This window comes from Brachybacterium sp. GU-2 (assembly GCF_030866705.2).
GTDB classification, from domain to species: Bacteria; Actinomycetota; Actinomycetes; order Actinomycetales; family Dermabacteraceae; genus Brachybacterium; species Brachybacterium conglomeratum.
In genome coordinates, this window is sequence record NZ_CP133037.2 from 2449968 (window position 1) to 2476330 (window position 26363).

Consider the following 26363-nt stretch of genomic DNA (forward strand, 5'->3'; position numbering starts at 1 on the left):
GTTCAGCTGCGGTACGGTTCCCACTCTCCGGTCGTGTCGAACGTGAATCCGGCTGGCGCCTCGCCCTCGAGATCCACTACGAGCCGGACATGCGGCGGAGCCGAGGGACCGGCGACACGGTGCACGGAAGCTCGCACGTACCGAGCGCTCTCGACCAGTGCGCGGACCCCGGTGGACAGGATGCGGGGCACCCAGCCCAAAGGCACGTCGGAAAACGTGACGACGACAGCATCGGGGTCTTTCGGGTTGCTGGTCTCTAGAGAGAGGTCGAGATCATCGCCAGGAGCCAGGGTGCTGAGCGCACTCTCGTGCTCGCCTTCGGTCACCTGGACCGGCTCACCTCCGAGCATTCGAATCGACCCGTTCGGGATGTATCGGATGCCGTTGGTGAGGAACCGGGCTCGCACGTGGCCGTCCGCCACAGTTGGCATCTCCATGAACTGCAACGTGTCACCTGCACGGTGGCCGCCCGAGTGTACAATCTGCTCCCACGGTGTGGCCTCTCGAGGCGCGATACCGAGGTGCTGCATCGCCAAATCGAAGTCGGGCCTGCGCGGCGACATCGTGCGCTGTTGGAACAGGGTCGGCATGCGAGTACTGCAGTAGGGCACACCATCGAGGGGGAGGCCAGGCAAGGGACGGAAATCCGGGATCTGGTGTGCCCGCCGGGTGTACGAGAAGGTATAGACCTCACCGTCGAACGAGAACCGGCCGATAGGGTGGATCTGCCGGGACTCGGGGTGCTGCCACAGGACGAGCAGATCGTCGACCGCTGCGTCCAGCGAGGCATGGTGCACGCGGTCAGCGACGTGGGCCGAGCTCATGGCGGATCCTTTCCAGGTTCAGGGTGAGTAGTTCGATGACGAATCTAGTAGTGGACACTGACATTTCGGGGATCTCTCCGCGGAGAAGCGGGGCTGTGACTGCCGTGAGGTCGATCTCGTCGATGCGGCGGCGCCAGTGGGCTTGGGCAACGCTCGAGGTCAGCGCCAGCCCCTCCACAGCAAGCGTCACCAGTGAGTCTGCCTTCTCAGTGTGCTCGAATCGTCCGGCTGTGCCTCGACGCGCCCACGCCCGCAGGGCTTGTCGGTCACCGGCACGGAGAGCCATCTTCGCTTCGGTCTCGGCGAAGCCGAGGCTGCTGGAATGATCGTACGACGGGCACAGACACGGCGCCATAGTGGTGAGCTGTGGCCTGAGCTGCGCCCAGTTCTGTTCGTGCCGGTCACGATTCGCTACCAGTGCGTCGAACAGGAGGTATCCGGCGAAGACGTCGAAGGCGTCCATGGTTTCGGGACCTTCGAACCCGGGCGGCGCCCCACTGCCATCCAGTGCCCTGCGGATGTTTGCGATCGAGTGGCCAGGCCGTTTGACGTTGGGTCGCTGGGGGTCATGCGCAGGGTCGCCTTCGAGATGCGCGATGTAGTCGTCGACGTCAGGACAGTCCTCGAGTACGAGATGACCGCTGAAGAGGTCAAGCTGCCGGGGCCTCACATCCCGGCTTACGGAACCTCGATGCCCGGCTCGCGAGCAGAGCAATGTGAGGGCGACAGGGACCCCAAGCCGCATGCCGACCTGGGTCGCGATGATCTCCGCCCAGTCTTCTCCCTGCTCCCGATCCTCGTGCATCGTGGTGTTCTTGTGCAGCCACCGGGTGGTTCCATCCCGTTCGTCGAGCAGCCAGGTGGTCTCGTGAGAGCCTGTCTGCTCGGAGTCGAGGACCAGCCACGAGCTCACGTCGATACGTTCCCAGAACGGGGCGGATCCGTCGCCGTTCATGTCGCGGTCTCCCGCAGCCTCTCGTACAACCCGCACTCGAGCAGCATCTCCCGCAATCTCTCCCACGGCATGCCTTGCAGCTCCTTGAGCACGGCATTTGAAGAATCCTCCACCTGCCACACGGCATCCTCAGTGACCATCTGCAGGCCGGGGGCGAACGCGAAGTCTGCGCGGGAGTTCGCGCCGGCGATCGCGCGGAGGTTGTCGTCGGCGGCGACCTCGGCGAGGAGGCTCTCGATCTTGTCGACCTTGTAGCGGTCGTCGACGTCGAGGTCGCCGAGGTACTTGTTGACCTTCTCGACGATCTCGGACTTCGCGGTGCGCTCACGCTCCCGGACCTTCGCCATGCCCGCCTCGGTGAGCCCGTCGAGCCCCTGCGGCTCGCCCTCGTTGAGGGCGAGGTCCTCGGTGCGTAGCGTCTCGAGCTTGTAGTGGGTCAGGACGATGTCGGAGACGTCCACCTCGCCGGGGTCGGTGACCTCGGTCGTGAACGCCCGTAGCTGGCGGGCGAGCAGATCGGCGTAGACGGAGAACTTCAGGTAGCGCGGATTGCCGTAGTCGATGAGCTGGGCGAAGAAGGCGTACGCCTTCACGTACTGGGCGAGGGTGGAGCGGAAGTCGAGGAGGACCTCGCGTTCCTCCGTGTCACCCTCGAGCAGCGCGCGCCGCCACCGGTTCCCGAAACGGTCCAGCGCGGGCCGAAGACGGTCAGCGAGCGAAGAGTGCTTCGCTCCTTGCGCCGACCAGACCTCCCACACCAGGTCGACCTCGGTGGGGGTGTAGATCCCGACGGAATCGAGCTTGGCGAGCATGTCGACCACGAGATACGGATCGGACTCCTGGTGGATCTCGGCTTCCTCGTAATACTCGCGGAAGGCGGCGAGAATCTGCTCGGGATCGTTGATGAAGTCGAGGACGAAGGTGTCCGTCTTACCAGGGGCCCGACGGTTCAGACGCGACAGGGTCTGCACTGCGGCGATGCCGGAGAGCTGCTTGTCGACATACATCCCCACCAGGAGCGGTTGGTCGAAGCCCGTCTGGTACTTGTTCGCGACGATCAGCACGTGCTCGTCCGGCAGGGCGAACACCTTCGCGAGGTCCCGACCCTTCAGGCGCGGGTTCATGGAAGTCTCGGTGACCGTCGGCACCGTCGCGCCGGGAAGGGGCTTGACCTCGGGGTCGGGCACCTCGCCGGAGAACGCGACAAGTGCCTGCAGGCCGAGGCCCTCGGACTCGCTGATCCGCTCGAACTCCCGCGCGTACAGCACCGCGCTCGCGCGGGAGCTGGTGACGACCATGGCCTTTGCGCGCCCGCCGAGGTGGGGCTGTACCGCGGCCTGGAAGTGGCGGATGATCTCGCGGACCTTGGTCGAGATGTTCGTGGGGTGCATCTCGACGGCGTGGAGGTAGGCGGAGGTGCCGGTGCGGACGTCCACGTCGACGTCCTCGCTCTCCGCGGCGAGCTTGATCCGGGCGGCCTGCTCGTAGCTCGTGTAGTTCTTCAGCACGTCGAGGATGAAGCCCTCCTCGATCGCTTGCTTCATCGAGTACAGGTCGAGGGGGACGAGCTGCCCGGAGCTGTCGCGTCGGCCGAACTGTTCGAGGGTCTTCGCCTTCGGGGTGGCGGTGAAGGCGAAGAAGCTGATCCGCTGGTCCTGGTCCGCCTGTGCCGCCATCTCGACCAGCGCGTCCTGGTCGGCGCCGGGCTCCATCTCCTCGGTCCCGGCGGGCGGGTCGTTGAGGTAGACGACCTTCCGCACCGCGGCGGAGGCCTGGCCGGACTGCGAGGAGTGCGCCTCGTCGGCGATGACGGCGAACCGCTTGGCCGCCAAGGTGCCGCCCTTCTCCTGCATCGCCTTGAGGGCGTACGGGAACGTCTGTAGCGTGACGCCGATGATCGGCACGCTGGCGGTGAGCGCCTCGCGGAGCTGCTCGGTCTTCGAGGATCCGGAGCCGCGGGTGACGGCCTGGAAGGTGCCGGTCGCGGTAACGAGCTGGTCGACGGCGTCCTGCAGCTGACGGTCGAGCACCTGCCGGTCGGCGATCACGATGACGGTGTCGAACACCTTCTGCCCGTCGGCCCGGTGGAGGGAGGCGAGGCGGTGCGCCGTCCACGCGATCGAGTCGGTCTTCCCCGATCCGGCGGAGTGCTGGATCAGGTAGTGGTGCCCGGAGCCCTCCTCGCGGGCCGCGTCGACGAGCTTGGTGACGGCCCGCCACTGGTGGAAGCGGGGGAAGCGGATCTGGTGCTTCTCGGTGACCGCTCCGGTGAGAGGATCTTCCTGCGTCTCGTGGTTGACGTAGACGAACTTCGCCAGGATCGTCAGCCACGCGTCGCGGTCCAGCACCTGCTCCCAGAAAAACCGGGCGCCGATCTCCGGCGGGTTTCCCGCGCCGTTGGCGTCGCCCATGTTGAACGGCAGGAACGTGGTGGCCGGCCCGTCGAGCTTGGTGGCCATCGCGACCTCGCGCGGGGTGACCACGAAGTGCACGAGCGCCCCGCGGAACGGGGTCAGCAGCGGCTCGCCTTTCGGGGAGCGGTCGCGCTTGTACTGGGTCTTGCCCTCCTCGAGTCCCTGCGTGAACTCGGTCTTCAGCTCGATCGTCGCGACCGGCAGGCCGTTGCAGAACAGCACGAGGTCGATGCGGTCGGCCTTCTTCTGTGAGTAGACGACCTCCTGCACCACCCGCAGGCGGTTGCGCCGATACCGCTCGGTGAGGGCGGGGTTGCGGTCGTCCGCGGGTGGCATCTGCAGCAGCTTGAACGGCGCGCGGGCGCCGACGACGTCGAACCCCTTGCGCAGCAGGTTCAGCGTCCCGCCGCCGTGCGCCTCATCGGCGCCCAGCACCTTCACCACGCGGTCCAGCAGACGGTCCACGTGCTTCTGCCGGGTAGCAGGGTCGGCGGCTGACGGGATGGCGCGTTCGAAGTCCTCCGGGCTCGTCTCGTCGAGCCAGGCGAGGAGGTCCTCGGGGAACAGGGCCCGCTTCTTGTCGTACCCGGAGGAGTCCCGGGAACGCCACCAGCCGTTCTTCTCCAGACTTGAGGCGATCTCGTCCTGGAAGGCGAGCTCCTGGTGCAGACCCGAGACGGTCATGACAGCTCCTTGATGTCGTCCTCGAGTTGCTCTGCCGCGGGGCGGCGCTTGGCGGTGACGTCGATCCGGCCGGTGACCGCGGCGGTGATCAGCGCGGCGCGGCGCTCCTTGGCGATGGTGATGGCGCGGTCGAGATCGGACACTGATGCGCTGATCGAACGCTGCTCCTCTCGGAGGGTCGCGCAGATGGAAAGCTGCCTCTCAACCGATGGGGCGGGGAGCCTGATCGACAAGAACTCGTCATAGGGAAGGTTCTGCATGGACAGACTCGTACCGACAGCTCGCTGACTCGCCTGATCCTGGTACAGGCGGGTCTGCATCGCGAATGCAAAGTACTCGTTGACGCCTTGGAAGTCGATCGACCAAAGCTTGTCGGAGAGGAACAGATTGTCGTTACTGCGCTCTACGTAAGCGGCGGCACCGACGTTCGACGGAGTGTTGGCGCGATTGACGAGTACACGGTCAGCTTCGACGGGCGTCGAGAGTCGCGCTTGCTCGACCGGATCTATGACGGCCTTGTTCTCGTGGGGTCGATATTCGCGCTGCGAGGCGGCCCCTGTCTTCAGTACGCCCGGCTCACCTGCCTCGGCGGGCCAGGGAGCGCCGTTGACACTCGTTCCGGACTTTCGATGTGGGTTATGGCGACGTAACTCGGATGGAATTGGTCCATCGTTGACGATGAGTCTCTCAAGCGCTGCACTGTGGCGCTCTCGAGCCAGATCTTGGGCTGAGGACAGCTCGGTAATGAGGGTGTCGATCTCGGAAGTCTCGCGGTCGAGGTAGTCGGCGATTACGCGCTGAGCTGACAGCGGCGGGCCGGGCATCCGAAAGCCTGTGAGCATGGGGCGCCGCAGGGACTCGACCGTGGACTTGGCCGTGTTGCCCGACAGGGATGCTTTGAAGGTTGCGGCCATTACGTAGGCGAGGAAACGGATTTCTAGGCGGCTCCCAGGCTCAATGACGTACACGCGCTGGTGAGCGGCGAACCGTCCCCGGGCGATGTGGAAAATATCCCCGACATTCCCGTCGCCTGCAGTGATGACGGCTTCGGTGTCGTTGGTGTAGCGATCCAAGCGGAGGATGTGGGGAGAGCGCACGTAGAAGGGGAAGTGCCCGTCGGGTTCTGCGTCCTGAACGTCAGCTGTTCCGGTGCTGACTCTGGCGACGTGACCGAGTGAGTAGGTCGTCCAGTTTGAAGGCAACTGTTCGAGCCACTGGTAGTTGCTCACGCCTTCACCTCTTCCAGCCGCTTCCTGATCCGTCCCAGCACCTCGTCGAGGTCGCGGTCGATCTCCTCGAGCGGCCTGGGGGGCACGTATTCGTAGAAGTGGCGGGTGAAGGGGATCTCGGCGCCCTCCTTGGTCTTGGCGTGGTCGACCCAGGCATCCGGCACGAACGGGATCACCTCGCGCTGCAGGTACTCCTCCACATCCTCATCCCACGGCACATTCTCAGTGTCGCGCAGGGAGGCGTCCGGCTCGGGCTTGCCCGCCTTTGTGACCAGCTCGCCCGCGTCGTCGTGCTCACCCAGCTCGGCGAGAACGACCTTGAGTAGGGCGGGGGAGAGGGTGGAGTTGTGCATGGCGAGCGCTGTCTTCAGAGACGCCGTGAACTCGGCGCGGCTGGTCGACACCGCCCCCGCGGGCTCCTCGGCGGCGGCCTGCAGTGCGGCACGCAGCGCAGCCTGCTCGGGCTCCTTCAGCTTCGCGACCTGGCGCGCCGCCATGACCCGCACGATCCGCTCGGGCGTGACGGCGTAACTCAGGCGCAGCGGCCGCTCCACCGTGATCGTCCGGTAGAAGAAGTCCGTCGTGGCGAATATCTTCGAGTGCTTCGACTCCGAGAAGTCGCTGTACAGCTCGGAGATCGTGCGGATGTTGTCGGCGGAGAGCATCCGTCGCTTGGACCCGACGGACTTGCGCATCTTCGCGAACATGTCGGTCGCGTCGATCAGCTGCACCTTGCCGCGACGCTCCGGAGTCTTGTCCTTCGACAGGATCCACACGTACGTGGCGATGCCGGTGTTGTAGAACATGTCGGTGGGCAGGCCGATGATCGCCTCGAGATAGTCGTTCTCCAGCACCCACTTGCGGATGTTCGACTCCCCGGACCCCGCACCGCCCGTGAACAGTGGCGAGCCGTTCAGGACGATCGCGCCCCGACCCGCCGAATGGTTGTCCTCCTCCGGCCGCGGATCCCGCAGCGAGGCGAGCAGGTGCATCAGGAACAACAGCGACCCGTCGGAGACGCGCGGCAGGCCAGGACCGAACCGGCCGGCGAAGCCGCGCACCTCGTGTTCCTCCTTCACCACCTTCTGGGACTGCTTCCAGTCCACGCCGAAAGGCGGGTTCGAGAGGCCGTAGTGGAAGGTCTGCCCGCGGAAGGCGGGGTGGGTGAGGGTGTTGCCGAGCACGATGTTCTCGATCGGCTGGCCCTTCACCACCATGTCGGCCTTGCAGATCGCGTACGAGGCGGGATTGATTTCCTGTCCCAGCAGGTTCACCTGCGCGGTGGTGTTGTGGGCCTTGATCTTGTCGTCGGCCGTCGAGAGCATTCCGCCGGTGCCCGCCGTCGGGTCGTAGACGCTCCGCACCACATGGTCTTTGCCGAGGTCCTGGTCGCCCGCGACCAGCAGGGTCACCATCAGCTCGATGACCTCGCGCGGCGTGAAGTGCTCACCAGCGGTCTCGTTGCTGGCCTCGGCGAAGCGTCGGATCAGCTCCTCGAAGATGTGCCCCATCTGCTCGTTCGAGACGATATTGGGATGGAGGTCAACCTTCGCGAAGTGCTGCAGGATCTGCAGCAGCAGGTCGTGCCGCGACAGATCCACGATCGTGTCCTCGATCTTGTACTGCTCGAAGATGTCCCGGACGTTCGGCGAGAACGCGTTGACGTAGTCGCGGAGGTTCTCCTCGAGGTTGTCCGCATCGCCCTGCAGCGACTGCAGATCATGGCGGGATCGGTTGAAAAAGGAGTACTCGTGGCCCGCCTTGCGGCGCAGGTACGCCTCGGGCACGCGCTCCCCGGCCTCGAACCCGTCGACCGCCGCGATCACCGCCTGCTTCGTCGGCGCCAGCACGGCGTCTAGGCGAGCGAGCACCGTGAACGGCAGGATCACGTCCCCGTACTGGTGCTGCTTGAAGGTGCCGCGCAGGATGTCTGCGGCGGACCAGATGAACGAGGCGTGATTGAACACAGGAGCGCGGCTCGCTTCCGTCGATGAGTGTCAGTGCCCGTCACTTTAGGCGAGGAGTGTGACGTCGGGGGGCATTGTCTGCTCGGTAGGTGCGCGCTTACAGGGCGCTCGCAGGGGTGGCCGGGTGGGTCCCGGATTGTTGCCCCCAGCTGCAGGAGGGACGGTCTAGCAGCTTTTGTTGCGGGTGTCTCGATCCTGCTGGATGCTGCGTCGCAGCACTCCCTTATGCGCATTGCCGCCGCAAACCAGGAGATCGTTGAGACGTTCAGGTCTACGGCGCTGGCCGAGCGCGCAAGGGCTCAGCGGGCAGCTTTCTGTGCGCGGCTCGCCTCGACAACCAGAAGGACCACGAGCGCCAGCTCGACCGCCTTCGTCAGCAGGCCGACCGCCATGAACGGCGGACCCATGACGAAGTACAGGACGATCGTGAGGACCGTGTAGCCGATCAGGATGTAGCGGACCGCGGGCCGGAACCGCTCCAGCGCTGCCAGTGGCGCGTACAGCAGCACCAGCAGGCCCAGGTAGCCGAGGCCGTTGAGGACGAACAGGGGGATGCCGAAGGAGAGGTGGACGATCGCGGTGATCAGGGTGGTCAGGATGATCCCGCTCATCACGGGGTAGCCGGCCGGAGGATTCTGGAGCGACATGCGAGATCTCCCGTCGTGGCGCCGCAGGTGCGGTGCCGGGTCGAGGTCTCCGGGTGCGCGACAGGCGTCGCTGCCGCCCCCTCAGCGTAGTGCGGTCCGCTGCGCACGCTCGAGGCGGAAGACGTCCCGTCCGAAGGAGACCACGAGCAGGGCCAGGGCGAGGGCGACCACCGCGGCCGCCGCCGGGACGGGGACGGCGGGGACCAGTGCGATCAGCAGCGCCACCCCCTGACCGCCGCCGACGAGCCGCCGGAACTGGCTGAAGGCCAGCGGCTGCCGCAACGCAGGCCGCACCCACGAGACTGCCACGAAGGCAAAGCGCATCAGCCCGATCGCGAGCGCCCACGGTCCCACCACCGTCGCGGCGAGCACGGACAGCACCATCACCAGCGCCGCGTCGGCCTCCATGTCGATCCGCGCGCCGATCGGACCCGCGCTCCCGGTGCGCCGCGCGACAGGACCGTCCAGGGCGTCCGTGGCCAGGGTCGTCGCGGTCAGCGCGACCAGCGGCCATGACCGCGCGGCCAGCTCCCCGCCGAGGACCAGCACCGCCGCCACCGCGAGCGCACCCGCCCCGAGATGGCGGAGCAGTGTCAGCGCGTCCGCCGCCGTCACCGCACCCGGGGCGCGCGGACGCAGCGTCGAGGCCGCCACGGGCCACGTCGCGAGAGCGACCAGCACCGCTGCGAGGGCGAGGAGCCTCGAGGCGGGAGCGACGAGCAGCGCCACGAGCACGCCGGCGAGCAGCTGCCCGCCGGCGAGCACCGCGAGGACCGTCCCCACCCGGCGAAGCCTCCCGGGAGGGGCCGGAACGGGCGATGTCGCGGCCATGTCGGCGAGCGTAGCGGGACGCCCCGCCCCGCCCGCCGGCCCCCACGGTCACGAGTCGGTGACGAGAATGCGGGAATCACGGTGCGCCCTGCTACATTCCGCTCACCGCTGCCGCACGGGCCACCGGAAGCGCGGGCTCCTGGTCCCTTCTGCACCCCTGGCGGTCACCGATGTCCGACGGCTCCACGCCTCAGCCCCTGCCTGCCCTCGCCCCCGGCGGCGCGGCAGACCCTGCTCCTGCTCCGTGGGCGCTGCTCGCGCCCGCGCGACGTGATGACCCGCAGGCGGGCACCGCGCATGCCGACACCGCGCAGGCCGAGCCTGCGCAGGTGGACACCTGGTCCGACCCCTCGCTGCTCCCGCCCCCGTCGGCGCCGCCGGAGCGTGCCCGGAGCAGCGCGCTGCCGATCGTCGCGATCGTGCTGTCCTCCCTGGCGCTCGCCGTGTCGGGCCTCGTGCTCGTGCTGGTGCTCGTCCTCGGCGGGCTGACGTACATCTACGGCGGTGCGCCGTACGTGATGAGCGATCCCGTCGGCGGGTACTCGAGCATGTACACGCCGGGCAGGGTCACCGATGCCTCCGGCGCGGTCGTCACGGACGTCGGCACCTACGACCGTCCCGCCACGCTCGGGGAGCACACCCTGTCCTGGCCGACGGTGAGCGGCGGGATCGTCGAGGTGACCGTCACCGAGGTCGACTGGGAGGCGGACGCCGCCGTCGCGGCGGACCCCTCGAACCCTCCGCCCGACCCGAGCGCGGGATACGTGCTGGCCACGGTCGACGTCGCGTACACGGGTCCCGGCGGCACGGTCCCGACCGAGGACCTCTACCTCTGCCTCGAGTCGACGTCCTGGGCCAGCTGCCACATGGACCTCGACGTCGCGACCGCCGCCCCGCTCCGGGACATCGGCGCCCTCACCGACGGTGACCGGGCGACCGCGATCGTCGCCCTCGAGCTGGCCGAGGGTGAGCGGGGCTCCGCCTTGTTCTCCGTCGAGACGATCGACGGCGAGCCGCTGTACCTCGCGGAGCGCTGAGTCGGCGGTGCGACGCAGGCGCGGGCCGTCATCAGTCGAGGTCCACGACCTCGAACTCGAGCATGCCCTCGGCCCGGGAGACCGTGGTCGACGGATCGCGCGCCTCGCGCTGCTCGGCCCAGGCCCGGAAGCTCTCCTCGTCCGCCCAGCGGGTCAGGACGAAGTAACGCTCCTCGCCCGCGACCGGGCGCAGCAGCTCGAAGCCCTCGAAGCCGGGCGCCCCGTCCACGGAGTGCTTCCGGGCGGCGAAGCGCTTCTCGAGCTCGGCCGCCTGCCCGCCGGGGACGGCGAGGCGGTTGATCTTCACGACGGTCACAGGGTCCTCCTGGTGGTCGGGTGTGGGGCGGGCGGGGAGGCCGCCCGATGCGGCCAGTATCGGCGCGCAGCGCGCCGCCGCGCAGGACGGAGGGACCGAGGCGGCGGCCGACGATCGTGGTACGGAGGGGCCGGGCGGGCGGCCGACGGTCGTGGTCCGGCGTAGTCCGAGCGCTCAGCGCACCGAGTGCGTGTGGTTCGGGCGGTGCATGTGCAGCGTCGGGTGCTGGGCGGCGAGGCGCTCGCAGAGCGCCGCGACCTTCGGGTTGTGGGCGAGGCCGACGAAGATCGCATGGGCCTCGGGGCTTGCCTAAGCTGCGAGAGATGTCAGGCGCCGCGCTCGGCGACGAAGCGCCGTGCCACCGACAGGTCCTCCTCGCCGAGCCCCGCCGCGACCAGCTCGTCGTACGCGCCCCGCAGCGCACCGAGCAGGGCGGGGGAGGTGCCGGTGTCCTCGGCGACGTCGGCCGCGAAGCCGAGGTCCTTGGTCATGTACGCGGCGATGCCGCCGGGGGAGTAGTCGCCGGCGACGAGCTTGTCGCGCTTGTCCGCCAGCAGCGTCGAGCCCGCGTAGCCGCCCGAGAGCACCTCGAGCAGGTCCGCCGGGGCGATGCCGCTGCGTTCGGCGAGGACGGTCGCCTCGGCGATCGCCATCATCGTCGCGCCGACGATCATCTGGTTGCACGCCTTCGCGACCTCGCCCGCTCCGAGCGGGCCGAGGTGGCGCACCGTCCCGCAGGGGGCCAGCAGCGTGCGCGCCCGCTCGACGTCGGCCGACTCGCCGCCGGCCATGATCGACAGCGTCCCCGCCCGCGCCCCGGCCTCCCCGCCGGAGACCGGCACGTCCACGAGGCGCACCCGGCCGCCCCACTCGCCGACCAGCCGGTCCGCGAGCTCGCGCACCCCGCGCGGGGAGCTCGTCGAGCCGATCATGAGCAGCAGCTCCGTACCCGCGGCGAGCAGTGAGTCCGGGCCCTCGAGCATCGAGGCGAGCTGGGGCAGATCAGGGAGCATCACGAGCACGGCATCGACCTGCTCGGCCAGCTCGCGAGGGGTGTCCGCCCAGATCGCACCGGCCTCGATCAGCGACTCCCTGCGGCTGCGGGAGTGGATCACGAGGGCGCCGTGCGCGGCGAGCAGGTGGCCGGCCATCGGCTCTCCCATCGAGCCCAGGCCAATCACCCCCAGGCGTGCGCGGGCGGGCCAGGGCGTGGAGGAAGCGTCGTCGATTCGCATGGCGACAGACTACGGCAGTCCACTGGAGTGGACACTGTTCACTCCTCTGAATCTGGGGTACGCTCGCCCCGCAGTCACCGCAGACCGTCCCCGTCCGAGCGAAGGAGCGTCGATGACGACCACCCCCGAGCAGCCGGCCCCCGCCGATGCCGCCCGCCCCCGCGTCGTGATCGGCGTGGACCTCCCCGAGGAGCTCTGCGCCCGCATCGAGCAGGCCGAGCCCCGCGTCGAGGTGGTCCGCGACCACGAGCTCTACCGCCCCCGCCGCTTCCCGGCCGACTGGGACGGCGACCCCGCCCACCAGCGCACCGCGGAGCAGCAGCGCCGCTTCGAGGAGATGGTCGACAGCGCCGACGTGCTCTTCTCGCTCCCCGACGTCGACCCCTCCCAGCTCGCCCGCACCGCGAGCGCCAACCCGCGCCTGCGCTGGGTGATGACCATGGCCGCCGGCGGCGGCTCCCAGCTGCGCGCCGCGGGCCTCGCGCCCGAGCAGCTCGAGCGCATCGCCGTCACCACCAGCGCCGGCACCCATGGCGGCCCGCTGGCCGAGTTCGCCCTGCTCGGCGTGCTCGCCGGCGCGAAGACCCTGCCCCGCCTCCTCGCCCAGCAGCGCGACCACGACTGGTCCCCGCGCTGGGAGATGCGCCAGCTGGACACCATGCGGGTGCTCGTCGTCGGCCTCGGCGGGATCGGGAAGGCCTGCGCGGCCCTGTTCCACGCCGTCGGCGCGACCGTGCTGGGCACCACCCGCTCCGGCGCCCCCGTGGAGGGCGTCGACGAGCTCGTCCCGATCGAGGACCTCGCGAGCGCGGCCGGCGACGCCGACGCGATCGTCGTGACCCTGCCCGGCACCGACGCCACCGTCGGCCTCGTCGGCCAGGAGGTGCTCGGCGCCGTGCGGCCCGGGACGATCCTGGTCAACGTCGGCCGCGGCACCGTCGTCGACGAGCCGGCGCTGCTGGACGCCCTCGAGACCGGCCGGATCGGCTTCGCCGCCCTCGACGTCGTCGCCCGCGAGCCGCTCACGGCCGACAGTCCCCTCTGGGACCACCCGAACGTGCTGATCAGCCCGCACACCGCGGCGCTCGACCGGCGCGAGGAGGAGCGGATCGTCGCCCAGTTCATCGAGAACCTCCGCCGCTTCCTGCACGGCGAGGAGCTCGCCAACCGGGTCGACACCGTCGAGTTCTACTGAGCCGGGGGAGGCCGAGACGATGAACGACACCGCCCGCGATCCCGCCCCCGCCGTCACCCGCGCGCTGCGCGTGCTCGAGCTGCTCGAGCAGTCGGGCGGCGCCCCGCTGACCCTCTCCGACCTCGCCCGCGCCCTCGGCGCCGCGAAGTCCTCCACCTCCAACATCTGCGCCGTCCTCGAGGACGGCGGGATGATCCGCCGCGTCGAGGCCGGGTACCGCCTGGGCCGACGCACCGCCGAGCTCGGCGGCGCCTTCGCCCACGAGTTCAACCAGATCCGCGAGTTCTACGGCGTCGTCGAGAACGACCCGGTGCTGCGCGGGGAGGTGGTGCAGGTCGCGATGCTCGACGGGGAGTACTCCCTCTACCTCGCCCGGCACGAGGGCCGCGCCCACCGGCTCGGCACCCCGCTCGGCTCCCGCCTCGCGGCCGTCACCACCGGCGCAGGGCTCGCGATGCTCTCGCGGCTGGACGACGCCCGCATCGACGAGGCCATCGCCCGCACCGAGGCGCCCGACCTGCCGTCCGCGGAGCAGATCCGCACCCAGATCACCGAGACCCGCGAACGCGGCTGGTCCGTCGACCCCGGCCGCGGGCTGTCCGGGATCTGGGGCGTGGCCGTGCCGCTGGAGCCCTGGCGACCCACCGACCCGCCCCTCGCCCTCGGCGTCGCACTCCCCGCCGCGGAGGCCGACGAGCAGACCATCGAGCGCCTCGGCCGCGCCTCCCTCGGCGTCGCCGCCCAGCTCACCAACCCGTTCCTCCGACCCGCCGGCTGACCCGGCGCAAGAACGCCCCCGGGGCCCGTCGGCCCCTCTCTGAGCCATCGAAGGAGATGTCCCATGAGCTCCACCCCCCACCCCACGACCCCGCCGGATGCGGTCGCCGCGGACGCGGACCGCGAGTACCAGGCGAACCTGCGCCGGGCCACGCTCTCCTCGAGCGTCGGCAGCGCGCTGGAGTACTTCGACTTCGCGATGTACGGCCTGATGACCGCCCTGGTCTTCAACCAGCTGTTCTTCGACCAGTCGAACCCCGCGATGGCGCTCATCGCCGCCTTCGGCGTCTACGGCGTCGGCTTCGCGGCCCGCCCCATCGGCGGGCTCGTCTTCGGCATGCTCGGCGACAAGGTCGGCCGACGCTTCGTGCTCGTCACCACGATCGTGCTGATGGGCGGCTCGTCCATGCTGATCGGCGTGCTGCCCACCTACGAGTCCGTCGGCGCCCTCGCCCCCGCGCTGCTCGTGATCCTGCGGCTCGCCCAGGGCTTCGGCGCAGGCGCCGAACAGGCCGGCTCCACCGTGCTGATGGCCGAGTACGCCCCCGTGAAGCGGCGCGGCTTCTTCTCCGCCCTGCCCTTCGTCGGCATCCAGGCCGGCACCCTGCTGGCCGGCCTCGCCTTCTCCGCCCTGACGCTGCTGCCCGAGGAGCAGTTCCTCTCCTGGGGCTGGCGCCTGCCGTTCCTCGCCTCCGTGGTGCTGATCCTGGTGGCGCTGTGGATCCGGGCGAAGCTCGAGGAGACCCCCACCTTCGTCCACCTCGAGAAGCGCGAGCAGACCGCCGAGCGGCCGCTGCGCGACATCTTCACCAAGGGCCTGCCGGGCGTCGTCACCGGCATCGGCCTGCGCATGGCCGAGAACGGCGGCTCCTACCTCTTCCAGTCCGTCTCCCTCGCCTTCGTCACCTCCGCCGCGATCGGCCTGGACCGCGGCTCCGTCGCCTGGGGCGTGACACTCGGCAGCCTCATCGGCGTCTTCTCCGTGCCGCTGACCGGCGCGCTCTCCGACAAGGTGGGCCGAGTTCCCGTCTACCGCTTCGGCGCCGTGTTCATGCTGCTGTACAGCTTCCCGGCCTGGTGGATGCTGTCGCTGGGCAGCACCGGCCTCTCGATCGCCGTGGTCGCGATCGGCATCGGCGTGGCCGTGAACTCCATGCTCGGCCCGCAGTGCGCGATGCTCCCCGAGCTCTTCGGCAACCGCCACCGCTATCTCGGCGTCGCGATGGCCCGCGAGCTCTCCGCAGTGCTGGCCGGCGGTCTCGCCGGCGTGCTCGGCGCCTCCCTGATGGCCTGGACCGACGGCAACTGGATCGTGCTGGGCCTGTACATGGCGACCCTCGCCGCGATCACCACCGCCTCCACCTTCCTGGTCCCCGAGACCCGCGGCCGCGACCTGCTGCGCACCGAGGACGCGATCCGGCTGTCCACCACCGAGAAGGACTCCGCCTACGAGGCCGAGGCGGCCGTCGTCCCCGGCTCCGGCGGCGCGGACGAGACGTCGCGCCCCGCACCGGCCTGAGATCCTCCGAGGAGGCCCGGGCCCGCTCCACGGCCCGGGCCTCCTCGTCCGACCACGCCCCCGCACGTCCCGCACGAAGGAGAGACATCGTGTCCGACCTGTTCGACCTCACCGGCCGCACCGCTCTGGTGACCGGTTCCACCCGCGGCATCGGCCGTGCGCTCGCCACCGGTCTGGTCCGGGCCGGGGCGCGGGTGATCGTCCACGGCCGGGACGCGGGGCGCGCTGCTGCCGCGGCCGAGGAGATCGCCGCCGTCGTCGCCGAGCGCGCGGGCGCGGCCGACGGGTCGACCACCGCCGACGGGACCGCCGTCGGCGACGAGGCCCCGGGCGGGGCCGGCGAGGTGCCGGAGGTCCTCTCGGCCGGCTTCGACGTCACCGACCCCGCCGCCGTCGACGCGGCGCTCACCGCGATCGAGGCCGCGCACGGCACCCCGGACGTGCTGGTCAACAACGCCGGCATCCAGCGTCGGGCGCCGATCGCGGAGTTCGCCGACGAGGACTGGGACGCGCTGCTGGCCACGAACCTCTCCGCCGCCTTCTACTGCGCCCGCCGCGTCGCCCGCGGCATGATCGCGCGCGGCAGCGGGAAGATCGTGCAGATCGGCTCGGTCCAGTCCCAGCTCGCCCGCCCCTCCATCGCCGCGTACAGCGCGACCAAGGGCTGGATCGCGATGTTCACCAAGGGCCTCGCCGCGGACCTCGCCCCGCACGGCATCCAGGTCAACACCCTCGCCCCCGGCTACTTCGCCACCGAGCTCACCAAGGCCCTGGTCGAGGACGAGGAGTTCTCCGCCTGGGTCGCCCGCCGCACTCCCGACGGGCACTGGGGCGACGTCGAGGACCTCATCGGCCCACTGGTGTTCCTCGCCTCCGACGCGAGCCGCTTCGTCAACGGCCAGACCCTCCACGTCGACGGCGGGATGACCGCGGTGGTGTGAGCCGCCGGGCGGGCACACGACGACTGGCCGGGAACGCGGGGAAGGAGCTGCAGGCGCCGCCCCGCCGCCGGTCGGAGGAGCCGCGTACCCTACGAGCTGTGAGCTCCTCGTCCCGTCGCCCCACCTCCGCCGACGTCGCGGCGCGTGCGGGCGTCTCGCGGGCCACCGTCTCGATGGTGCTCAACGGACGTGTGGAGGGGACGGTCGCCGCGGCCACCCAGCAGCGCGTGCTCGCCGCCGCCGCCGAGCTCGGCTACACCCGCTCGGCCCTCGCGATCTCCCTCAAGGAGCGTCGCTCGCGCACGATCGGTCTCATCACCGACGAGATCGCGACCTCGCCCTTCGCCGGCCGTATGGCGCGCGCCGCCTCGATGGTCGCCGCCCGGCACGATCACCTCGTGATCACCGTGGACCTCTCGCTGCGCGACCACACCGTCGAGGATGCCGCTCGCCTCCTTGCCGAGCGCCAGGTGGACGGACTGCTCTACGCGACCATGGGCCGCATGAGGGGCCCCCTCCCCGTCGTGCCGCCGGGGATCCCGCTGGTGCTGGCGAACCACGAACCGGTGCCGCCCGGGGCGGACGAGCGCGGCGAGAGTGCCGAGCTGCCGCCCACCTTCGTGCCCGACGACTACGGCGGCGCCCGACGTGCTGCTCGTCGCCTGATCGAGACCGGTCATCGGCGTATCGCCATGCTCTCCGGCGACGATCGCTCCGTGGCCGTTCTCGAGCGCGAGGCCGGCTTTCGTGACGAGCTGGCGGACGCAGGCCTCGAACCGCGGATAGTGAAGGCGGGGTGGCAGATCGACGATGGCTACCGGGCCGCCGCCCGGCTGTTCGCGGGGGAGGACCCGCCGACGGGTGTGTTCTGCATCCGTGACCGGGTCGCTGCCGGGGTGCTCCAGGCCGCGGCCGCGGCGGGCATCGCCGTTCCGGGGGATCTCTCGGTGATCGGCTTCGATGACGAGGACTTCTTCGCCGAGCGGCTCGTTCCGAAGCTCACGACGATCGCCCTGCCCCACGAGGAGATGGGACGCCGGGCGATGGGTGCGCTGTTCGCGCGACTGGAGGGCGAGGCGGCGGGCGACGATGCGGGTCTCGTGGTCGTCGAGTGCCCGCTCGTCGAGCGGGAGTCGGTGGGGATCGCTCGCGAGCGCTGACCTCGCTCGACGTCCGCTGCGCGGGCTGGTCGAGGTGGGACCGGTGGTGCTCCGGCCGGGTCTAGGCCGGCTCCGGGCTGGTCCCGGGCTGGGCGAACCGGTCCGCGTCATGGCTTCGGGGCGCTGACGCGGGATCAGGGTTGACACGTGTGAAAGCTGCGCTCCATACTGGTCTCGCACGACTTGGACACGTGTGAAAGCGGTGTGTCGGCGATGACGCCGGACAGCCGCATCGACTCGCACCTCCTCCCTCAACCCGCTTCGACTGTCCCGACTCTCGACGAAGAGGACCGCATGGCCAGCCCCTCCACCCTCACCCGCCGCGCCCTCCTCGGCGCCGGCGGCGCGGCAGCCCTCGCGGGCACCGTCGCCGCCTGGCCCCGCCTCACCGGCGCCGACATCCCCGGCCGCGGCCAGGACGCCCTGACGATCCTGATCCTCGGCACCTCCCAGGACGCAGCCGGTCGCCAGGCGATCGCCGATGCGTTCATGGAGACCCACCCCGACATCCCTGTCCTGATCCAGTCCGTGCAGGCCACCGACTGGGGAGACTTCTTCGCGAAGATCCTCACGATGGTCGCCTCCGGCACCCAGCCCGACATCGTCTACACCGCGACCGAAGGCGCGCAGCTCTTCGCCGAGCGCCTCGCGCTGCCGCTGGACGACTACCTCCGCCGCGACGCGGAGGAGATGAAGGACTACTTCGAGGACGTCCACCCCAGCCTCATCGAGGCCTTCATGTACAAGGGCTCCCTCTACCAGCTCCCGCTCGACTTCAACGCCGCGAACATGTACCTCAACCTCGACGTGCTCGAGCGCAACGGGCTCGAGATGCCGGGGGAGGACTGGACGAAGGACGACTTCACCGAGCTGCTGCGCGGGATGAAGGGCGACGCCACCCCCTACTACTGGACCAATCGTCTCTTCGGCGGGATCGTGCCCTGGCTCTACGTCAACGACACCTCCTTCCTGATCGAGGAGCGGGCGAGCGGCGGCGAGGACTTCTGGTCCATCTTCTATCCGGGCGAGCAGCGCTCCGGCGGTTATCTCTGGACCGGCTCCAATGCCACCGACGACCGCGTCCACGAGAGCTTCGAGCACCTGCGCGGCCTCGTCGGCGAGGGCCTCGCCGTGCGTCCCGAGGAGGGCGGCGGCAACACCCTCGTCGGCCTGTTCGCCTCCGGTCGCATCAGCACCACCCCCGCGGGCGGCTACTGGGTGCAGGGCCTCGCCGAGGGCGGCATGCGTCCCGAGCAGTACGACGTGCAGTTCTTCCCGCGCTGGAAGTCCCAGCGTCACCAGTTCGGAGGCGCCGGATACGCGGTCATGAAGACCACCGACAAGCCGGACCAGGCCTGGGAGTGGATCAAGTACACCGCCTCGAAGGAGGCGATGGAGCTCGCCTTCCCGACCCCGTCGACCACTCCGACCCGGCGCTCGATGGTGAACGATTCCCTGTACACCGGCATCGGTCCGGAGCACTGGTCACGCTTCTACGAGACCCTCGACCGCTTCCCGTCCACCGGTCCGATCCCCGCCCCGCCGCAGCAGGCCGCCGTCGAGACGGCGCTCATCCGCAATGTCTCCACCGCGCTGTCCGGCGGCCCCGACCAGGTCGCGCGGTCGCTCGCGGCTCTGGACGCCGACCTGCGCGCCGTCTTCTCCGAGGAGGACCCCTCATGACCGCCGATCGCGACAGCGCCCTGCTGCGTTGGCTCTTCCTCGCCCCGACGATGCTCGGCATCGGCATCTTCGTGGTGCTGCCGATCGTCGGCTCGCTCGCTCTCGCCTTCTTCCGCTGGGACATCATCACCTCCCCGCAGTTCGTGGGGCTGGAGAACTTCGCCGACCTCGCCACCGACCGCACCGTCGGCATCTCCTTCCTGAACACCGCCGTGTTCGTCATCGTCGCGGTCGCCGCCCAGCTCGTCATCGCGATGCTGCTCGCCGTGCTGGTCAGCTCCCGGATGCCTCCGTGGCTGCGAGTGTTCTTCCGCTCGACCTTCTTCTTCCCCCTCGTGCTGTCCGCGGCGAGCGTCTCGATCCTCATGAAGTACCTGTTCAACGAGAGCTACGGCGTCATCAACTGGCTGCTCTCGCTGGTGGGGATCCCGGCCGTGCCCTGGCTGACCAGCCCGCAGTGGGCCATGGTCGTGGTGATCGCGGTGTACGTGTGGCAGAACTTCGGCTTCTCGTTCCTGCTGTTCATCGGGGGCCTGAGCTCGATCCCCACCGAGATCTACGAGGCCGGCTCCATCGACGGGGCGACCGGCTGGCGCCAGTTCCGCCATCTCACCCTGCCGCTGGTGAGTCCCACCGTGCTGGTGGCCTCGGTGATGGCGATCATCTCCGCGCTGCAGGTCTTCGACCAGCCCTACGTGCTCACGCGCGGCGGGCCCGGGGACTCCACCCGCACGGTCGTGATGGTCATCTACGAGAGCGCCTTCCGCGAGCTCGAGTTCGGGCGTGCCAGCGCGATCGGCCTGGTCCTCATGGTCCTGATCATGCTCGTCACCGCCGCCCAGTTCCGCCTCGCCCGACGCTTCGTCTTCTATCAGTGAGCCGCGCTCCCGCCGTCGCGAGCGCCCCTGTCCCCGTCCGGAAGGACCCCCGATGACACGCCGTCTGCCCGCCCTCGCCAAATACTCCGCCCTGTTCGTCGCCGCCGTGCTCACCCTCGGTCCGGTGTGGTGGACGTTCACCACCTCGCTCCGGCCCGCCGCGGAGTCCTTCAGCCTCCCCCGAGCTTCTTCCCCACGTCACCGGACTTCTCGAGCTACACCGCGGTGTTCGAACAGATCGCGGTGCCGCTGCTGGTGCTCAACAGCGCCCTGGTCACGGGCGTCGTCGCGATCGGGCAGATGCTCACCGCCGCGATGGCGGGATACGTCTTCGCCCGTATGGAGTTCCGGGGAAAGAACGCCCTGTTCGCGATCGTGCTGTCGACGATGATGGTCCCGGTGCAGGTCACGATCGTGCCGGTGTTCATGATCATCCGCGGCATGGGGCTCTCCGACACGCTGCTCGCGCTGATCCTCCCCGCGATCCCCACCGCCTTCGGGACCTTCCTGATGCGCCAGTACTTCCTGGGCCTCCCACTGGAGCTGGGGGAGGCCGCGGCGCTCGACGGCGCGAGCCCCTGGCGCACGTTCTTCTCGATCTATGCGCCGCTGGCGCTGTCCGGCATGGCGATCGTGGGCGTCCTCGCCTTCAACTACCACTGGAACGAGTTCTTCCGCCCGCTGATCTTCATGATCTCCGAGCAGAACTACACCCTGCCGCTCGGCCTCGTGACCCTCCAGGGGAACCTCGGCACGGGTTCGATCTCGGTCGTGCTGGCAGGCGTGATCCTCTCGATGGTGCCCGCCGTGGTGGTGTTCCTCTTCGGACAGCGCTATCTGCGAGAGGGCCTCACCGCCGGGTCCTCGAAATGACCTGCCCTGCCTGATCCCGGCCCGATCCGGAACCTTCCCCGCCTCATGTCCCTCCCGACCAGGAACGAGCACCCCATGACGGACCCCCACCTGCCCGCCCTCCACCGTGTCCACCCGCGCGGCTGGATCAACGACCCCAACGGCATCCACCGCACGGCCGACGGGCGCTGGCACGTCTTCTTCCAGTACAACCCAGACTCTGCCCGGCACGAGCTCATCCACTGGGGCCACATGTCCTCCCCGGATCTGGTGAGCTGGCGCGAGGAGCCGCTGGGCCCCGTGCCCCGCCCGGGAGAGGCCGACCAGGACGGCTGCTGGAGCGGCGTCGGACTCCTCGACCACGCGCCCGACGCGAGCGCCGCCGAGGGTGCCGAGCTGTCCGCCGGAACTGTCGCCGGCGGGCCCGGTGCTCCCGTCGTCCCCACTCTCGTCTACTCTGGGGTCGACGGGATCGACAACCAGCTCGCCCGCGTGCTCGTCACCCGCCTCGATGAGAGCGGCACCGAGCTGGTCCGCACCGGCGTGGTCGCCGCCGAGGTGCCCGAGGTGCCCGGACTGATCGGGATCCGCGACCCCTTCGTGTTCACCTACGGCGGGAAGCGCTGGGGGATCCAAGGCGCCGGGGTGCGCGAGGGCGGTCGCTTCGTGCCGACTCTGCTGCTGTACTCGTGCGAGGACCTCGAGAACTGGGAGCTCGTCGGCACGCTGCTGCACGGGGACGACCCTGTCGCCGCCGAGCACTCGCCCGCCGATCTCTGGGAGTGCCCGCAGCTCGTGCCCGTCGGCGGGCGCTGGGTGCTGCTGCTGTCCCGCTGGGGGCACCCTTCCACCCACGAGCGCTCCACCCTCCAGGTCGACTACCTGGTGGGGGACCTCGTCGACGGCCCGGACGGCGCGCCGCGCTTCGCTCCGACCGCCGGGGGGCAGGTCGACATCGGTCCCGACTTCTACGCACCCCAGGCCGTCGTCGACGCCGAGGGCGGACGGGTGCTGCTGTGGGGCTGGTCATGGGAGGGGCAGCAGCGCAGCCAGGAGCAGACCGACGCCCAGGGCTGGGCCGGAGCGCTGACCTTCCCGCGGGAGCTGCGGCTCGACGGGGAGGAGCTGCGCAGCGCGCCGGTCCCGGAGCTGCGCGCGCTGCGGGCCGAGGCGCTGCCGCTGGAGGCGGCGGACGACGTCGACGTGCCCGGGGCCACCGGGGCCGGCGGCACTGTCGAGCTCCTGCTCGAGACTCCCGCGCGGGCCGAGGTGCGCACTCGCGGGGCCGTCACGGTCGAGATCCTCGGGGCCGACGGCACTGCGCGCGAGGTTCTCTCGGCCGATGACGGACCCGCGACGCTGTTCCTCGACGCGAGCCTCCTCGAGCACCTCCCGGACGCGGTGTCCCCGTGCACTCTGCGCTTCTATCCGGCAGATGGCGATCGGGTCCGCGTGCGCGGAGCGCTCGCCGAGGCGTGGGCGCTCGAGCTGCCCGGGCGCTGAGCCTCCCGCCGCGGCATCCCGAGCGCTGCCGGGTCCGGTTCCCCCGATCCGAGGCCCGGGACCGTCGGTGGCATGGTCGGTCACGGGCGTCTGGCGTACCTCTATGCCTATATAGGCATAGAGGTACGCCCTGCGCCAGTAGTCGACCATGCTCTGCGGGCTGCGGGCTGCGGGCTGCGGGCTGCGGGCTGTGGGCTGAGGGTTGCAGGGTGCCTGGAGCTGAGTGCGACCTGGCCCTCCGCGGGCGGGGTGGGCCGGGTGTCAGCGCACCCCGAGCGGCAGTAGCTTCGTGAGCGCGTCGCGCCAGTGCGCGAGGTCCCAGCCCTGCGCGGCGACCCAGTCGTCGTCGAAGTAGGTGTCGGTGTAGCGGTCGCCCGGATCGCACAGCAGCGTCAGCACCGAGCCGCTCTCGCCCCTCTCGCGCATCTGCGTGATCAGCTGCGCCGCGGCGATGAGGTTCGTGCCGGTCGAGGCGCCGACGCGCCGCCCGAGCACCTCGGAGAGATGTCGGGCCGCGGCGACCGAGGCGGCATCCGGCACCCGGATCATCCGGTCCACGACCCCGGGCACGAAGCTCGGCTCGACCTGCGGGCGGCCGATGCCTTCGATCCGCGAGCCGGACCCGGTGGTGAGCTGCGGATCCTCCTGCACCCATCCGGGGAAGAACGCGGAGTTCTCCACGTCCGCGACGCACAGGGAGGTGGGCAGGGACCGGTAGCGCAGCAGGCGTCCGAAGGTCGCGCTGGTCCCGCCGGTCCCGGCGCCGACCACGATCCAGCGCGGCACCGGGTGCGGCTCCAGCTCGAGCTGGGCGAGGGCGCTGACGGCGATGGAGTTGTTGCCGCGCCAGTCGGTGGCGCGCTCGGCGTGGGTGAACTGGTCCAGGAAGAGCCCGCCGAGCTCATCGGCCAGGCGCTGCGCCTCCCGGCTCATGTCCGCCGCGCCGTCGACGACGTGGCACCGCCCGCCGGCGAACTCGATCAGCGCGATCTTCCGCGCGCTCGTGCCGCGCGGGACCACGGCGACGAAGGGGATGTCGAGCATCCGCGCCACATGCGCCTCACTCACCGCGGTCGAGCCCGACGACGCCTCGACCACCGGCATCCCCGGCCGCAGCTGGCCGTTGACCAGCGCGAACAGGAACAGCGAGCGGGCCAGTCGGTGCTTGAGGCTGCCGGAGGAGTGGGTCGTCTCGTCCTTGAGGTAGAGATGGATGTCCCAGTCCTCGGGCAGGTCCAGGCGCACCAGGTGGGTGTCGGCGCTGCGGCGCCCGTCGGCGTCCAGGCGGTGGATCCGCTCGGCGACCCAGGCCCGCAGGTCCTCGTCGCTGCGGTCGACGTCCTGCAGGGGGTCGGGCCAGCGCGCATCGATGGTCATGGGGAGACCGTACCGAGTCGGGTGTCGGGGGCAGGACGGGCGCGGTGGATCTTCGCCTGTGTCGGTCTACGACCCGGGCACGGCCGGCCGAGGCGGCGGGTGGGCCGGCGGGCGGGGTCAGGCGTGGCCGGCGACTGCCCCGGTGTCGCCGGGCCGCGTCCCGCTCTGCTCCCGCAGCTTCTCGACCGTGTCGGCGGGGGTCGCGTCCTGTCGAAGGGCGGCGGGACCGCCCATGCCGCACGAGCCCTTCCAAGGCTGGTGGGCCGTCCGGGACCCGCGCGAGACGGCCGGGCGGAAGAACGGCGCTGCCGCTCAGGGTGTGCGCAGCGCCCCGAAGGTGAGGCGGCGCCGCAGTTCGAAGCCGAGCTTCTCGTAGCCCGCGATCGCGGCGGTGTTCGCCGCGGAGGCGTGCAGCAGCGCCCTGTCACCGCGGCGCTGGATGTGGTGGGCGACGTCGAGCACGAGGCGGGAGGCGAGACCCTGCCGGCGATGGTCGGGATGGACCGCGACCGCGCTGATCTCGGTCCAGCCCACGGGGTGGAGGCGCTCGCCGGCCATCGCGATCAGCTGTCCGGCCCGCCGGATCCCCACGTAGCGGCCCATCTCGTGCGTGCGCGCCTCGAAGGGGCCGGGCCTGGTCTGCGCGATCAGGGCGAGCATCTCGTCGGCGTCGGCCGCTCCGAGCTCGACCGCCTCCGGCTCGGGGCGCGGGGCGAGACGGTCGGTCTGGACGAGCTGCACGCCCGGGATCTGGAACTCCGGCGCCCAGCCGTCCGGCAGCAGCGGATCGGCGTGCGAGACGGAGACCACGGCGTCGTGCCCGAACACGTCCAGGATCGCGTCCCACACGTCGGGGTGCTCCCAGTCGCGCACTCCCACGAAGGGGGAGACGTCCTCCGGATAGCGCAGCACGTGCTCGTTGCCGATCGCGAGCTCGCGGTGGGAGCCGGTGAGCGAGGACCAGGCGGGGTTGTCGAGCACCGGATGCTCCGCGTCCGAGGGGGCGTCGGCGCTCCCGACATGGGGCTGTTCGTCCAGTGGCATGCGGTGACCTCGTGCGGCGGAGCGGGCGTGACCGGGCCACGCTACTCCCGGCGGGGCATCGGGTGCGCAGCTCTGTCACTCCACGTGAACGGCGCGGGCCGGCGGGGCCCGGGGGTGATGGGGCGCGGCCGACGAGGGCGATGCCCACCCTTTCGTGATGCAAGGCGAGTTGTCATTGAGGTAAAGAGATCGTAAAGTCATCGCCGAGCGGTCCTCGCGACCGCGACCCGGACGGCCGCTGTGGAGCGCACGGCGACGGGGAACCCCAGGGGAGGCCGGGATGTCGAGGACAGCAGGGGTGGGCGCGGCGGTGTCGGGGGACAACGGGGCACGAGGGGATCGCCGCGGCACGCGGCGGCGCGGAGGAGCGTCCCTCGCGGCGCTGCTCGCCGCCGGCGCGCTGCTGGCGGGCTGCGGCACGGCCGCGCCCAAGGCGGCTGACGCCGAGGACCCGGAGCCGGCCGCGGTCGCGATCCCGGCCCCGGCCGAGCCGGAGCAGGACGGCGCGGCGGCGGACGACGCGGCGGGGAACGCCTCCGGCATCGTGACGACCGCGGGCGACCAGGGCGAGGGCGACCAGGACCAGGGCGACGAGGGCCAGAGCGGCGACGACCAGGGCCAGGGCGGCGACGATCAGGGTGAGGACGACGACCAGGGCGAGGACGCCCCGGGCCCGTCCGCGGCAGAGCTGCCCGCCTCGTGGGCCGGCACCTACTCTGCCGAGAGCCTTCCTCTCGGCAGCGGGTATCTCGTCGTGCAGAACCTCTACGGCGAGCACCGCGGGGCCACGTCCATGGAGGCCTCCGACATCGCCGGCCAGGAGTTCTTCGCGAGCAGCGGAGCGACCTGCGAGGGCGCGGCGACCCTCGCCGGCGACACCGCCGACTGCGTCCTGCCCGGCGACGGCCGAGGCATGGGAGAGCAGACCGCCGTCGTCCACCTCGTCCCCGCGGCGTTCGGCGCGACCTCGCTGCTCGTCGAGGTCGGCGTCACGGACGGCCTCGCCGTCGCCGAGGCCCCGCAGGGCATCGGCGGCCTGAGCGCGGCGGTGCCGAGCGAGGTCACTCTGGAGGAGGTCGAGGGCGCCATGGTCACCGCGGTGATGATGGCCGACAGCCCCGAGGGTCCGCTGCCCGAGGAGCTCGACGCGCGATGCGAGCTGCGCGACGGCGGCCGGCACGCGCTGTGCGAGATCGTCGGCACCCCCGGCGGCGGCGGCGACGGCAGCTGGTACGGCACGCTGCAGCCCGGCTACGGCAACTACGTCGTGCTCGCCACGAAGCTGCCCGCCTGAC

The 26363-nt window shown here is 70.5% G+C and carries 21 protein-coding genes and 1 pseudogene; 11 read left to right on the forward strand and 11 right to left on the reverse strand.

All coding sequences use genetic code 11. The features are described 5' to 3' along the window. Positions 1–2: 2 nt before the first annotated feature. From RBL05_RS11190 to RBL05_RS11220, 7 genes are all read right to left on the reverse strand, one after another. The gene (locus tag RBL05_RS11190; protein ID WP_308739416.1) at positions 3–824 is read right to left on the reverse strand and encodes a hypothetical protein; all 822 of its coding nucleotides are present in this window, start codon (positions 822–824) and stop codon (positions 3–5) included. After that, on the reverse strand, positions 802–1779 hold the full coding sequence (locus tag RBL05_RS11195) for a hypothetical protein (protein WP_308739415.1): 978 nt from the start codon (positions 1777–1779) through the stop codon (positions 802–804). Before RBL05_RS11195 ends, RBL05_RS11190 begins: the two co-directional genes overlap by 23 nt. After that, positions 1776–4877 (reverse strand): type I restriction endonuclease subunit R, encoded by a 3102-nt coding sequence (locus RBL05_RS11200; RefSeq protein WP_308739414.1) that lies wholly within the window; start codon positions 4875–4877, stop codon positions 1776–1778. Before RBL05_RS11200 ends, RBL05_RS11195 begins: the two co-directional genes overlap by 4 nt. Beyond that, positions 4874–6106 (reverse strand): restriction endonuclease subunit S, encoded by a 1233-nt coding sequence (locus RBL05_RS11205; protein ID WP_308739413.1) that lies wholly within the window; start codon positions 6104–6106, stop codon positions 4874–4876. The genes RBL05_RS11200 and RBL05_RS11205 overlap by 4 nt, the downstream gene beginning before the upstream one ends. After that, positions 6103–8073: a type I restriction-modification system subunit M gene (locus tag RBL05_RS11210; RefSeq protein ID WP_308739412.1), complete on the reverse strand. Its 1971-nt coding sequence runs from the start codon at positions 8071–8073 to the stop codon at positions 6103–6105. Before RBL05_RS11210 ends, RBL05_RS11205 begins: the two co-directional genes overlap by 4 nt. A 299-nt stretch (positions 8074–8372) precedes the next feature. Next, positions 8373–8720 carry a hypothetical protein gene (locus RBL05_RS11215; protein ID WP_318603642.1) on the reverse strand — a complete coding sequence of 116 codons (348 nt, stop codon included), beginning with the start codon at positions 8718–8720 and terminating at the stop codon, positions 8373–8375. An 81-nt stretch (positions 8721–8801) separates the two neighbouring features. Continuing rightward, positions 8802–9503: a CDP-alcohol phosphatidyltransferase family protein gene (locus tag RBL05_RS11220; RefSeq protein ID WP_308739410.1), complete on the reverse strand. Its 702-nt coding sequence runs from the start codon at positions 9501–9503 to the stop codon at positions 8802–8804. A 218-nt stretch (positions 9504–9721) separates the two neighbouring features. On the opposite strand from RBL05_RS11220, the gene RBL05_RS11225 reads away from it, so the two are divergent. After that, positions 9722–10588, forward strand: coding sequence for a hypothetical protein (locus RBL05_RS11225; protein ID WP_308739409.1), 867 nt, complete (start codon positions 9722–9724; stop codon positions 10586–10588). A 31-nt stretch (positions 10589–10619) separates the two neighbouring features. Here RBL05_RS11225 and RBL05_RS11230 read toward each other — a convergent pair whose 3' ends face one another. Together RBL05_RS11230 and RBL05_RS11235 are read right to left on the reverse strand one after the other, a co-directional pair. Next, positions 10620–10904 (reverse strand): antibiotic biosynthesis monooxygenase family protein, encoded by a 285-nt coding sequence (locus RBL05_RS11230; RefSeq protein ID WP_308739408.1) that lies wholly within the window; start codon positions 10902–10904, stop codon positions 10620–10622. A gap of 326 nt (positions 10905–11230) precedes the next feature. Next, the gene (locus RBL05_RS11235; RefSeq protein WP_308739407.1) at positions 11231–12139 is read right to left on the reverse strand and encodes an NAD(P)-dependent oxidoreductase; all 909 of its coding nucleotides are present in this window, start codon (positions 12137–12139) and stop codon (positions 11231–11233) included. 112 nt (positions 12140–12251) lie between these two features. Here RBL05_RS11235 and RBL05_RS11240 point away from each other — a divergent pair, with 112 nt between their 5' ends. From RBL05_RS11240 to RBL05_RS11280, 9 genes and pseudogenes are all read left to right on the forward strand, one after another. Then, positions 12252–13334, forward strand: a complete 1083-nt coding sequence (locus RBL05_RS11240; RefSeq protein WP_308739406.1) for a D-2-hydroxyacid dehydrogenase — start codon at positions 12252–12254, stop codon at positions 13332–13334. Between the two features lie 19 nt (positions 13335–13353). Further along, a complete protein-coding gene (locus RBL05_RS11245; protein WP_308739405.1) occupies positions 13354–14112 on the forward strand; it encodes an IclR family transcriptional regulator in 759 nt (252 codons plus the stop codon). A 63-nt stretch (positions 14113–14175) separates the two neighbouring features. Then, the gene (locus RBL05_RS11250) at positions 14176–15630 is read left to right on the forward strand and encodes an MFS transporter (protein ID WP_308739404.1); all 1455 of its coding nucleotides are present in this window, start codon (positions 14176–14178) and stop codon (positions 15628–15630) included. 89 nt (positions 15631–15719) lie between these two features. Beyond that, positions 15720–16571, forward strand: a complete 852-nt coding sequence (locus RBL05_RS11255) for an SDR family oxidoreductase (protein ID WP_308739403.1) — start codon at positions 15720–15722, stop codon at positions 16569–16571. Positions 16572–16669: 98 nt separating this feature from the next. After that, positions 16670–17731 (forward strand): LacI family DNA-binding transcriptional regulator, encoded by a 1062-nt coding sequence (locus RBL05_RS11260; RefSeq protein WP_308739402.1) that lies wholly within the window; start codon positions 16670–16672, stop codon positions 17729–17731. A gap of 294 nt (positions 17732–18025) precedes the next feature. Next, entirely contained in the window at positions 18026–19414 is a 1389-nt protein-coding gene (locus RBL05_RS11265) for an extracellular solute-binding protein (RefSeq protein ID WP_308739401.1), read from the forward strand. Next, complete coding sequence (locus RBL05_RS11270) at positions 19411–20292, forward strand: carbohydrate ABC transporter permease (RefSeq protein WP_308739400.1); 882 nt, start codon at positions 19411–19413, stop codon at positions 20290–20292. The genes RBL05_RS11265 and RBL05_RS11270 overlap by 4 nt, the downstream gene beginning before the upstream one ends. A 52-nt stretch (positions 20293–20344) precedes the next feature. Continuing rightward, positions 20345–21165, forward strand: a pseudogene (locus RBL05_RS11275) (carbohydrate ABC transporter permease). A gap of 75 nt (positions 21166–21240) precedes the next feature. Then, positions 21241–22647 (forward strand): glycoside hydrolase family 32 protein, encoded by a 1407-nt coding sequence (locus tag RBL05_RS11280; protein ID WP_308739399.1) that lies wholly within the window; start codon positions 21241–21243, stop codon positions 22645–22647. A gap of 261 nt (positions 22648–22908) precedes the next feature. Here RBL05_RS11280 and RBL05_RS11285 read toward each other — a convergent pair whose 3' ends face one another. Both RBL05_RS11285 and RBL05_RS11290 read right to left on the reverse strand, forming a co-directional pair. Then, entirely contained in the window at positions 22909–24024 is a 1116-nt protein-coding gene (locus RBL05_RS11285; protein WP_318603643.1) for a PLP-dependent cysteine synthase family protein, read from the reverse strand. A 312-nt stretch (positions 24025–24336) separates the two neighbouring features. Continuing rightward, positions 24337–25068, reverse strand: coding sequence for a GNAT family N-acetyltransferase (locus tag RBL05_RS11290; protein ID WP_308739397.1), 732 nt, complete (start codon positions 25066–25068; stop codon positions 24337–24339). 280 nt (positions 25069–25348) lie between these two features. Between RBL05_RS11290 and RBL05_RS11295 the strand changes: the two genes are divergently transcribed. Beyond that, positions 25349–26362 (forward strand): hypothetical protein, encoded by a 1014-nt coding sequence (locus RBL05_RS11295; protein WP_308739396.1) that lies wholly within the window; start codon positions 25349–25351, stop codon positions 26360–26362. Position 26363: the final 1 nt, after the last annotated feature.

Coding starts and splice junctions, on each gene's coding strand:
- RBL05_RS11270 (WP_308739400.1), top strand. CDS start 19,411: ATGACCGCCGATCGCGACAGCGCCCTGCTGCGTTGGCTCTTCCTCGCC.
- RBL05_RS11235 (WP_308739407.1), bottom strand. CDS start 12,139: ATGCGAATCGACGACGCTTCCTCCACGCCCTGGCCCGCCCGCGCACGC.
- RBL05_RS11245 (WP_308739405.1), top strand. CDS start 13,354: ATGAACGACACCGCCCGCGATCCCGCCCCCGCCGTCACCCGCGCGCTG.
- RBL05_RS11265 (WP_308739401.1), top strand. CDS start 18,026: ATGGCCAGCCCCTCCACCCTCACCCGCCGCGCCCTCCTCGGCGCCGGC.
- RBL05_RS11290 (WP_308739397.1), bottom strand. CDS start 25,068: ATGCCACTGGACGAACAGCCCCATGTCGGGAGCGCCGACGCCCCCTCG.
- RBL05_RS11200 (WP_308739414.1), bottom strand. CDS start 4,877: ATGACCGTCTCGGGTCTGCACCAGGAGCTCGCCTTCCAGGACGAGATC.
- RBL05_RS11285 (WP_318603643.1), bottom strand. CDS start 24,024: ATGACCATCGATGCGCGCTGGCCCGACCCCCTGCAGGACGTCGACCGC.
- RBL05_RS11215 (WP_318603642.1), bottom strand. CDS start 8,720: ATGTCGCTCCAGAATCCTCCGGCCGGCTACCCCGTGATGAGCGGGATC.
- RBL05_RS11225 (WP_308739409.1), top strand. CDS start 9,722: ATGTCCGACGGCTCCACGCCTCAGCCCCTGCCTGCCCTCGCCCCCGGC.
- RBL05_RS11190 (WP_308739416.1), bottom strand. CDS start 824: ATGAGCTCGGCCCACGTCGCTGACCGCGTGCACCATGCCTCGCTGGAC.
- RBL05_RS11240 (WP_308739406.1), top strand. CDS start 12,252: ATGACGACCACCCCCGAGCAGCCGGCCCCCGCCGATGCCGCCCGCCCC.
- RBL05_RS11250 (WP_308739404.1), top strand. CDS start 14,176: ATGAGCTCCACCCCCCACCCCACGACCCCGCCGGATGCGGTCGCCGCG.
- RBL05_RS11195 (WP_308739415.1), bottom strand. CDS start 1,779: ATGAACGGCGACGGATCCGCCCCGTTCTGGGAACGTATCGACGTGAGC.
- RBL05_RS11280 (WP_308739399.1), top strand. CDS start 21,241: ATGACGGACCCCCACCTGCCCGCCCTCCACCGTGTCCACCCGCGCGGC.
- RBL05_RS11295 (WP_308739396.1), top strand. CDS start 25,349: ATGTCGAGGACAGCAGGGGTGGGCGCGGCGGTGTCGGGGGACAACGGG.